This is a genomic window from Hoeflea sp. (assembly GCF_039975035.1).
In the GTDB taxonomy this organism is placed as follows: Bacteria; Pseudomonadota; Alphaproteobacteria; order Rhizobiales; family Rhizobiaceae; genus Hoeflea.
The window spans coordinates 1-9,228 of record NZ_JBDWHW010000170.1 but is presented as its reverse complement, the minus strand read 5'-3'; the positions used below and the strand labels follow the sequence as shown (position 1 = coordinate 9,228).

The window sequence follows — 9,228 nt, the reverse complement described above, 5'->3', positions numbered from 1 at the left end:
GACGATGAATTCGATCGTGCCGGCCCCGCTATAATCGATCGCGATCGCCGCCTTCACCGCTGCGGCGGTCATGGCCGCGCGCATCTCGGCGGTCATGCCCGGCGCCGGCGCTTCCTCGATCACCTTCTGGTGGCGGCGCTGCGCCGAACAGTCGCGCTCGAACAGGTGCACCACATTGCCGTGCTTGTCGCCGAACACCTGGATTTCGATGTGGCGCGGCGTGGTCACGTATTTCTCCACCAGCACCCGGTCGTCGCCGAACGAGGCTTTCGCCTCGCGTCTGGCCGAAGACAGCGCTGCCGGGAAATCCGCTTGATGATCGACCTTGCGCATTCCCTTGCCGCCGCCGCCGGCGCGGGCCTTGATCAGCACCGGAAAGCCGATTTCGTTGGCCTTGCCGGCCAGCACCACAAGTTCCTGCGCCTCCCCATGATAGCCCGGCACCACCGGCACATTGGCCTTTTCCATCAGCGCTTTCGCCGCATCCTTGAGCCCCATCGCCCGGATCGCCTTGGCCGACGGCCCGATGAAGATCAACCCGGCCTTTTCGACACGTTCGACGAAATCCGGATTTTCCGACAGGAAACCGTAGCCCGGATGGATTGCATCCGCGCCGGTGCGTTTTGCCGCATCGAGAATGGCATCAACCTTGAGATAGCTTTCGGACGCCTGCGCCGGCCCGATCAGCACCGCCTCGTCGGCCATTTCGACATGCAATGCCTTGGCATCGGCTTCGGAATAGACCGCGACCGTGGCGATACCCATCTTCCGCGCCGTGCGCATGATCCGGCAAGCAATCTCGCCCCGGTTGGCGATGAGGATTTTGGTGATCATGGTCTCTTCCCTTACCAGCCCAATTGGCTTTGCGACCCGAGCCGCAGCAATTCCAACATTAGAAGCTCAATCGTCCCATTCATCCCGCAGCGCACGGATTTCCGCTGTGATTTCGTCAGCGCTACGACCGCTGGCTGCACTACCAACAAAATCGCTAAAGCGCCGTTCTCTCACGGAGATTCCCTCATCATCAAGCGGCACGAAACCCACCGCCTGCGCAAGAATGCGCCTGATCTCCGCTTCGACGGAGCGGTCGCTGGCCCTTGCCCGCTGCTTCAGCGCTTCCTCCACCGCCTCATCCAGTTCGATAGCAATCTCAGCCATACCTTTGCCCCCTGAGCAGCAATTTAGTGCGTGCTGAAAAATGCGAGTATTTTGAAAACTCAATATACTCAACATAATACAGCACAAAACTCCACCTACTTCCGCGCGTACAACAACCTCAGTGTGCGTTCATTTTTGACGACTTCTAAATCCGTGAACAATTCGCGTACATGCTTCACCGTGATTTTTAGACCATCGGAACGCAAATCTTTTGCCAACAAACTATATGCGCGCTCTCCCAATCCTAAACCTTGAGCTTCGATCCGGACAAAAATATCTTCTAAAGAAACGGGATACTCTTCAAAAAATTTGTCTATTCTAGCTTGAGAAATTTCAACCTTAATCTGTTCGGCACTGCATATCTCCCACCCTTTCACCTCATATCTTTTTGAAATAAATCCATCAGCATGCTCCGTTCCTTTAATAATCCTAAATGTATCTCTATCAACTACATCTACAACGCGAGATATATCCAGAAACACACTCTCAATGAGAGCACATACAAGGCCAATAAACATGCTATTCAAACTCTCACGCATTTCAAAATCTGCATAATAGTTCGAATAATTATTCCTTGGGTCATATTTATCTATAGACCGAACAAAAAGTATCTCGTTTTCCGGCCTTTCGTAGCCGTACGATTGAGTACTCGGGGAAGCGATCCAGTCGATTGAGTGCCCAGAACGGTCACGAGTTTCGGGAAACCAACGAACACTCAGATTGCCCTTGGACGTAGCAATAATTGACACTGTAATCTTCGGCTTGCGAATTCGCGTCAACGATTGATGTTCCGGTGGGATCCAGCCGGAAGGTTCGAAAAATAGCGCATCAATACGCCACCGCGACGGATCTAGTATATTGGAAAAGCTTGATCCACGGGTCCGAGTCTCTCTAGCAAGGTCAAGCAACTCGTTAAAATCACTGTTTTTAGCGATTGATTCAGAGATCCCGGCCCTATCGATTTCTTTCATTATAAATGTATATACATCCAATATATTATCATATCTCGACCATAAATATGGACGCAGCTCATAAGATTGTTTGTTTTTAGGAGCATCTGATACAATCTGACTAAATCCAGAGACAAGATGATTTATCAGCACACTTCGGGAGTGCACCATAGCTTTTTCTAACAATTCATCCGCGCTTATGGCAAAAAACTCTATAGAGTGCGTTTTTATAATAGATTCGTGATTTTTAGATATTGATTCACAAACCAGCAAAACTCTAACATTAACACCTTCGCTTTTGTCTTTTAATAAATCTCTGTACTCAAGGCATTTATACAAATGCATTCTATCCAAGGCATTTTTTTGAACCTCGACTATAACTATTGATTCCTTGTCGTCGTTGAATATCAGATCAGGAACAAAACCTCCTATGCGGTACTGCTGTGCTTTTAAACGAAGAGGCTCACCGAGAAATGCCTCCGGCGCAGCAGCAATGCAGTCTTCGAGTAATTTTTCGGTATACCACAGCATCTTTATTACCCGATGGTGAGATCAAATTCTGTATACGCGACACGTGATTCAACGATCAAATCTTACACTCCTATTGGATCCGAGGTAAGATTCCTATGGTAAACTCTCCTGAGAACAGGCATTGAGCATCATCACATTCTGAACACCCCGAATTTCGTATCCTCCACCGGCGCATTCAGCGCCGTCGACAGGCTCAGCGCCAATATCTCGCGTGATTTGAGCGGGTTGATGATGCCGTCATCCCACAGCCGCGCCGAGGCATAGAGCGGATGGCTTTGAGTCTCGAACATCTCGATGGTCGGGCGCTTGAACTCGGCCTCGTCCTCGCTTGACCAGTTGCCGCCCTTGCGCTCGATGGCGTCGCGCTTGACGGTGGCCAGCACGCCTGCCGCCTGTTCGCCGCCCATCACCGAGATCCGGCTGTTGGGCCATGCCCACATGAACCGCGGGCCATAGGCCCGGCCGCACATGCCGTAATTGCCGGCGCCGAACGAACCACCGACGATCATGGTGATTTTCGGCACCTGCGTGGTTGCCACCGCGGTAACCATCTTGGCGCCGTCCTTGGCGATGCCGCCGGCCTCGTATTTCTGCCCGACCATGAAGCCGGTGATGTTCTGCAGGAACACCAGCGGGATTTTTCGCTGCGAGCACAACTCGATGAAATGCGCAGCCTTCACAGCACTTTCGGAAAACAGCACGCCATTGTTGGCGACGATGCCCACCGGCATGCCCATCACATGGGCGAAGCCACAGACGATTGTGGTGCCGTAGCGCGCCTTGAATTCGTCAAACCGCGAGCCGTCAACGATGCGGGCGATCACCTCGCGAATGTCGTAGGGCTGGCGCGTGTCGGCGGGAATGATGCCGGCAATCTCGTCCGGGTCATAGAGCGGGTCTTCCGGTGGCAGACAATCCATCTGACACAGCCCTGCCCTGCCGCGATCATTGAGATTGGCCACCGCCTGCCGCGCCAGCTCCAGCGCGTGGGCATCATTGTCTGCCAAATGATCAGCCACGCCCGACAGCCGCGTATGTACATCGCCACCGCCCAGATCCTCGGCGCTGACGATCTCACCCGTCGCGGCCTTGACCAGCGGCGGGCCGGCGAGAAAGATCGTGCCCTGATCGCGCACGATGATGGTCTCGTCCGACATGGCAGGTACATAGGCGCCGCCCGCCGTGCACGATCCCATCACCACGGAGATCTGCGAAATTCCCGCAGCACTCATATTGGCCTGGTTGAAGAAGATCCGGCCAAAATGATCCCGGTCGGGAAACACCTCGTCCTGGTTGGGCAGATTGGCGCCGCCGGAATCGACCAGATAGATGCAGGGAAGATTGTTTTCGAGCGCGATTTCCTGGGCCCGCAAATGCTTTTTCACCGTCAGCGGATAATAGGTGCCGCCCTTCACCGTGGCGTCGTTGCACACCACCATCACGTCGCGGCCTTTGACCCGGCCGACACCGGCAATCAATCCGGCGCTGGCAATGTCCCCACCATAAAGTCCGTGTGCGGCAAACCGGCCAATCTCCAGAAACGGCGAGCTCGCATCAAGCAACGTCGCTACCCGCTCCCGTGGCAAGAGTTTGCCACGCCCGACATGCCGCTCGCGCGAGGCTTCCGGCCCGCCCTGGCCGTGCAATGCAGCAACTTCTGCCGTCTCGGCAATCTGCTGATGCATCTTCGCGGCGTTGTCCTTGAACGCCTGCGAGCCAGTGGAAATTTTGGATTGGATGACAGACATCAGCGAATAAGCTCCACTTTGCAAGGCAGGTCGAGATCGGCCCAGTTTCGGTCTGCGGTCAGTGCCGTCGCATTCTCGCGAATGGCAAGCGCAAGGCAGGCCCGGTCACCCAGCGAGAGACCGCAATGGCGGGTAGTCGCACGCAAGCGACCAGCCAACAGGGCCAAGTCTTCGTCGAAAGCAACGACGGAGAGCCGCGTCCTGGAAAGCGCCGACACAGCGCGATCAGGTTCGTAGCCCAGATCAATCAGCCGTGTCACAACCTCAACAGCGTTCACCGAAGACAGACAACTGTCGGCCATCGCAACCGCTGCCCGCTCCGAGCCTTCTTCATTACGCAACACCGCCAGGACGACCGAGCTGTCGACGACCACACCCATCAGGTGTTGTCCTTCAGGCGAATTCCTTCGTCATGCAAGCGATCCAGCCGCTCATTCGCACGCTTTTGCTCTTCCCGGCGTTCCTTCAGAAAATCACCGACCACATCCATTCCCGCGGGCACGAGTTTGTTGAACTCGTCTTGCAGTTCGCTGATCACCGCGAGGTAGGATTTGATCTTCAACTCCCCGTCCTCAACTTCCAACGCCAACTCGTCGCCCGGCTTGACCCCGAGCGCCTCACGCATTGCTGCTGGGATAACCAGCCGTCCGCCTTCGCCGAGCTTTACCCGGTCCAGCATCGGCTTTTTCCTTTCGCCAAATACGGCGTCGTAGTGCGACTGGCCTGTTTCCTCAAAGATTGTCTTTTTGGTGCGCCCTGTCATCATGCCACCTTTTGATTACCTGCCATATATTTCATTCATGGCAATATAGCACAATCACCTCACTTCGTCTCCGCCATCATTTCGCGGCCGATCAGCATGCGGCGCACTTCCGAGGTGCCGGCGCCGATCTCATAGAGCTTGGCGTCGCGCAACAATCTGCCCGTCGGATAATCATTGATGTAGCCATTGCCGCCCAGCGCCTGGATCGCCTCGAGCGCCACCTGCGTGGCTTTTTCCGCGGCATAGAGAATGCAGCCGGCGGAATCCTTGCGGGTGGTCTCGCCCCGGTCGCAGGACTGCGCCACGGCATAGACATAGGCCCGGCAGGCGTTCATCGTCGTGTACATGTCGGCGAGCTTGCCCTGCATCAGCTGGAAATTGCCGATCGGCTCGCCAAACTGCTTGCGCTCATGGCAATAGGGCACCACCGCATCCATCGCCGCCGCCATGATGCCGAGCGGCCCGCCCGAAAGTACCACGCGCTCGTAATCAAGTCCGGACATCAGGATCTGCACGCCCTGGCCTTCTTCGCCGAGCACATTGTCGAACGGCACTTCGCAATCCTCGAACACCAGTTCGCAGGTGTTGGATCCGCGCATGCCCATCTTGTCGAGCTTCTGCGCGGTAGAGAACCCGGCCATGCCCTTTTCGATCAGGAACGCGGTAATGCCGCGTGATTTAGCCTCCGGATCGGTCTTGGCATAGACCACCAGCGTGTTGGCGTCCGGACCGTTGGTGATCCACATCTTGTTGCCGTTGAGCACGTAACGGTCGTTGCGTTTTTCGGCGCGAAGCTTCATCGACACCACATCCGAGCCCGAGCCGGGTTCGCTCATCGCCAGCGCGCCGACGTCCACGCCACTGCACAGTCCGGGCAGATACCGTTGCTTCTGCGCTTCATTGCCCCAGCGATTGATCTGGTTGACGCACAGATTGGAGTGCGCGCCGTAAGACAGTCCGACCGAGGCCGAGGCGCGGCTGATCTCCTCCATTGCCACCACATGCGCCAGATAGCTCATGCCGGTGCCGCCATAGATCGGATCAGCAGTCATGCCGAGCAGGCCAAGCGCTCCCATCTCCTGCCACAGATGCATGGGAAACTGGTTCTCCCGGTCAGTCTGGTCGGCCACCGGGGCGATACGGTCGCCGGCAAACCGCGACACCATATCCCTGAGCGCATCGATCTCTTCGCCAAGTCCGAAATTCATGCTTGTCGTGAACACTTCAATCTTCCTTCTTCTGTCCCACCAGTCGCTTTACCAGACGGATATAGACCGCCTCGATCTCGTCGAGCGACAACCGCCCTGTCTCGCGGTACCAGGTGGTCATGCCGTTGAGCATGGCGATGATAGCCATGGTGGTGACCTGTGGATCGATGATGTCGAATGAACCATCGCCGACGCCCCGGTCGAGAATGTCACGCGGCACTTTCTCATAGGTGCGCCGCAAGCGTTCGATGGTGCTGAAGTTCTCATCCTCGAGGCTCCTGAGCTCCATATAGGAGATGAACACTTCCCGGGATCTGTCGAGATGATAGCGAATGTGAAACCGGACAAAATTTTCAAGCGCCGCCGGCGGAGCAAGCCCCGGCTGTTCGGCCTCCGCCCAGGCCTCGAGCAGCGTTTCCATGTGAACCACGAGGAGTTCATGCAACAGATGCTGCTTGGTCGGGAAATGATTGTAGATTGCGCCGGCCTGCACGCCGGTCTCCGCCGCGATCGCCCGCATCGATACCGCAGCATAGCCCGAGCGCGCAAACAGCTCCAGTGCGGCATTGCGCACCTTTTCCGCTGTTTCAGCCCCGTTTGATCCCGCTCGTCGCGCCATGACTCACACAATTAAATGAACGTTTGTTTATTTTATCGTCTTCCTGTGCATACCGCAAGTCCCGTTCCGGGTCCTGCCACACACCGCCCCGTAGCGGATCAGGCCAGCCAGCGCTTGCGGCGCTTGTAGTGCTTGACGTTCTTGAACGAGCGGCGGCCCTCGCCGCCGACGCCGAGATAAAATTCCTTGACGTCCTCGTTCTCACGCAGATCCTTGGCCAAACCGTCCATCACGATGCGGCCGGATTCCATGATATAGCCGTAGGTGGCGTATCGGAGCGCGATATTGGTGTTCTGCTCGGCCAGCAGGAAGGACACGCCCTCCTGTTCGTTCAGCTTCTTGACGATCTCGAAGATCTCTTCCTGCAATTGTGGCGCCAGTCCCATCGACGGTTCGTCGAGCAGGATCATCTTCGGCCGACTCATCAGCGCCCGGCCGATCGCCGTCATCTGCTGCTCGCCACCGGATGTGTAGCCTGCCTGGCTGCCGCGACGTTCCCTCAGCCGCGGGAAATAATCATAAACCATTTCCATGTCGCGCTTGATCGCCGCATTGCCGTCGCGCCGGGTGAACGCTCCGGTGAGCAGATTTTCCTCGACCGTCAGGTGCCCGAAGCAATGCCGGCCCTCCATCACCTGGATACAGCCGCGCCGCACCAGTTCATTGGCGGTTTGCGCTTCGATCCGGTCGCCTTCAAACTCAATGGATCCCTTTGTCACCTCGCCGCGCTCGGAGCGCAACAGGTTCGAGATGGCTTTCAATGTCGTGGATTTGCCCGCGCCATTGGCGCCCAGCAAGGCCACGATTCCGCCTTCCGGCACCACCAGTGACACTCCCTTGAGCACCAGAATCACATGGTCGTAGATGACTTCGATGTTGTTGATCGACAGGATCGGCTTTAACGCCGCGCCGGTTTCAATCTGTGTAGAGGCCGTCATGAACCTACTCCGGGCTTGGTCAAGGGCAGAGGCGGATGCCGTCCGCGCGGAAAAACTCTCTCCGCGCGGACGAGTTTCGGTTTAGCAGCCTAGTTGGCGCAGGCTTCCGTGCGGTCCGGCCACGGCGCATTCGAGGTCTTGTATTCCTCGGCTGCAGAGATCGCCAGCGGTGTCACCTTGTCGGTCATCGGGCTGAACCAGTCCGATGCCTTCTGCCAGTTCTCGCCATCCCACTCCTGCACATACATTTTGTTATGACCGGAGTGATCTGCGCAGGTGATGTTCATCGGTGCCATGAAGCCCGACAGGCCGAGAGCCTCCAGACGGGCCTCGTCGATGGCGAGGTTCTCAAGCCCGACGCGCATGTCTTCCGAATTGATCAGCGTCTTGCCGGCTTTATCCTGAGCGACACGGACGGCCTCGGCCATGATGACTGCGTTGACGATGCCACGATTGTAGAGGTTTTCCCCAAACTTGGCCGGATCGACTTCGCTCTTGCCGGCATCGACAACCAGCTTCTTGATGTCCTGCAACGCCGGGAAGTTAGGCCCCACAGCATTGAAGTTGAGCGTCTTGTAGCCCTTGGCGGCAGCGCCGCCGGCGCGTGCATCATCTTCACCTCCGGCCCACCACACGCCGATGAACTTGTCCATCGGATAGCGGATCTTGGTGGCTTCCTTCACCGCTGTCGGGTTCATTGCACCCCAGCCCCACATCACCATGTAGTCCGGCTTGTCGCGGCGCACATTGAGCCATTGCGACGACTGGTTCTGCATTTCCTTGCCGGCAACGGGATACTGCAGCATTTCAAAGCCGTATTCCTTGGCCAGGTCTTCGATCAGCGGAATCGCCTCGCGGCCATAGCCGGCGTCGAGGAAGATGTAGCCGATCTTCTTGCCCTTGAGGTTTTCCAGGCTGCCTTCCTGCTCACCAATATACTTGATGATTCCGGACGCCCCGTCCCAATAGGTCATCGGCGGGTTGAACACCCAGGGAAACACATCGCCTTGCGACGCGGCCGACAGACCGTAGGCCATCGACAGCACCGGAATCTTGTCGACCGAAGCTTTCGGAATCACCTGCAGGGTGATGCCGGTCGACCACGGGTTGAACACCAGGGTGTTCTTGGCCTTGGCCTGCTCGTAACATTCGACGCCCTTCTGGGTGTCGTAGCCGGTTTCGCATTCGTCGACCTCGATCTTGACACCATTGATGCCGCCATCGCGTTCGTTGAGCATGGTCAGATAGTCGTGCATGCCATTGGCAATGGGGATGCCCGACTATCTGACCATGCTCAACGAACGCGATGGCGG

The 9,228-nt window shown here is 56.8% G+C and carries 10 protein-coding genes; all 10 read right to left on the bottom strand.

Going from position 1 to position 9,228, the window contains the following annotated elements:
- On the bottom strand, window positions 1-834 hold an 834-nt coding region (locus tag ABJN75_RS15685; RefSeq protein ID WP_348440519.1), incomplete at its 3' end, for a biotin carboxylase N-terminal domain-containing protein.
- Between the two features lie 66 nt (window positions 835-900).
- Window positions 901-1,158, bottom strand: a complete 258-nt coding sequence (locus ABJN75_RS15680; protein WP_348440518.1) for a hypothetical protein — start codon at window positions 1,156-1,158, stop codon at window positions 901-903.
- A gap of 95 nt (window positions 1,159-1,253) precedes the next feature.
- The gene (locus tag ABJN75_RS15675; protein ID WP_348440517.1) at window positions 1,254-2,639 is read right to left on the bottom strand and encodes an endonuclease NucS domain-containing protein; all 1,386 of its coding nucleotides are present in this window, start codon (window positions 2,637-2,639) and stop codon (window positions 1,254-1,256) included.
- A 131-nt stretch (window positions 2,640-2,770) separates the two neighbouring features.
- Window positions 2,771-4,387, bottom strand: coding sequence for a carboxyl transferase domain-containing protein (locus ABJN75_RS15670; protein WP_348440516.1), 1,617 nt, complete (start codon window positions 4,385-4,387; stop codon window positions 2,771-2,773).
- Entirely contained in the window at window positions 4,387-4,767 is a 381-nt protein-coding gene (locus ABJN75_RS15665; protein ID WP_348440515.1) for a type II toxin-antitoxin system VapC family toxin, read from the bottom strand. Before ABJN75_RS15665 ends, ABJN75_RS15670 begins: the two co-directional genes overlap by 1 nt.
- Window positions 4,767-5,150, bottom strand: coding sequence for an AbrB/MazE/SpoVT family DNA-binding domain-containing protein (locus ABJN75_RS15660; protein WP_348440514.1), 384 nt, complete (start codon window positions 5,148-5,150; stop codon window positions 4,767-4,769). The genes ABJN75_RS15665 and ABJN75_RS15660 overlap by 1 nt, the downstream gene beginning before the upstream one ends.
- 59 nt (window positions 5,151-5,209) lie before the next feature.
- Window positions 5,210-6,373, bottom strand: a complete 1,164-nt coding sequence (locus ABJN75_RS15655; RefSeq protein ID WP_348440513.1) for an isovaleryl-CoA dehydrogenase — start codon at window positions 6,371-6,373, stop codon at window positions 5,210-5,212.
- A gap of 1 nt (window position 6,374) precedes the next feature.
- Window positions 6,375-6,977, bottom strand: coding sequence for a TetR/AcrR family transcriptional regulator (locus tag ABJN75_RS15650; RefSeq protein ID WP_348440512.1), 603 nt, complete (start codon window positions 6,975-6,977; stop codon window positions 6,375-6,377).
- A 98-nt stretch (window positions 6,978-7,075) separates the two neighbouring features.
- A complete protein-coding gene (locus tag ABJN75_RS15645; protein ID WP_348440511.1) occupies window positions 7,076-7,915 on the bottom strand; it encodes an ABC transporter ATP-binding protein in 840 nt (279 codons plus the stop codon).
- Between the two features lie 89 nt (window positions 7,916-8,004).
- Window positions 8,005-9,183 carry an ABC transporter substrate-binding protein gene (locus tag ABJN75_RS15640; RefSeq protein WP_348440520.1) on the bottom strand — a complete coding sequence of 393 codons (1,179 nt, stop codon included), beginning with the start codon at window positions 9,181-9,183 and terminating at the stop codon, window positions 8,005-8,007.
- Window positions 9,184-9,228 lie beyond the last annotated feature (45 nt).

What these genes read in the sequence shown, in the direction of transcription:
- ABJN75_RS15660 (WP_348440514.1), bottom strand. Translation starts at nt 5,150, where the DNA reads ATGACAGGGCGCACCAAAAAGACAATCTTTGAGGAAACAGGCCAGTCG.
- ABJN75_RS15645 (WP_348440511.1), bottom strand. Translation starts at nt 7,915, where the DNA reads ATGACGGCCTCTACACAGATTGAAACCGGCGCGGCGTTAAAGCCGATC.
- ABJN75_RS15665 (WP_348440515.1), bottom strand. Translation starts at nt 4,767, where the DNA reads ATGGGTGTGGTCGTCGACAGCTCGGTCGTCCTGGCGGTGTTGCGTAAT.
- ABJN75_RS15680 (WP_348440518.1), bottom strand. Translation starts at nt 1,158, where the DNA reads ATGGCTGAGATTGCTATCGAACTGGATGAGGCGGTGGAGGAAGCGCTG.
- ABJN75_RS15675 (WP_348440517.1), bottom strand. Translation starts at nt 2,639, where the DNA reads ATGCTGTGGTATACCGAAAAATTACTCGAAGACTGCATTGCTGCTGCG.
- ABJN75_RS15650 (WP_348440512.1), bottom strand. Translation starts at nt 6,977, where the DNA reads ATGGCGCGACGAGCGGGATCAAACGGGGCTGAAACAGCGGAAAAGGTG.
- ABJN75_RS15670 (WP_348440516.1), bottom strand. Translation starts at nt 4,387, where the DNA reads ATGTCTGTCATCCAATCCAAAATTTCCACTGGCTCGCAGGCGTTCAAG.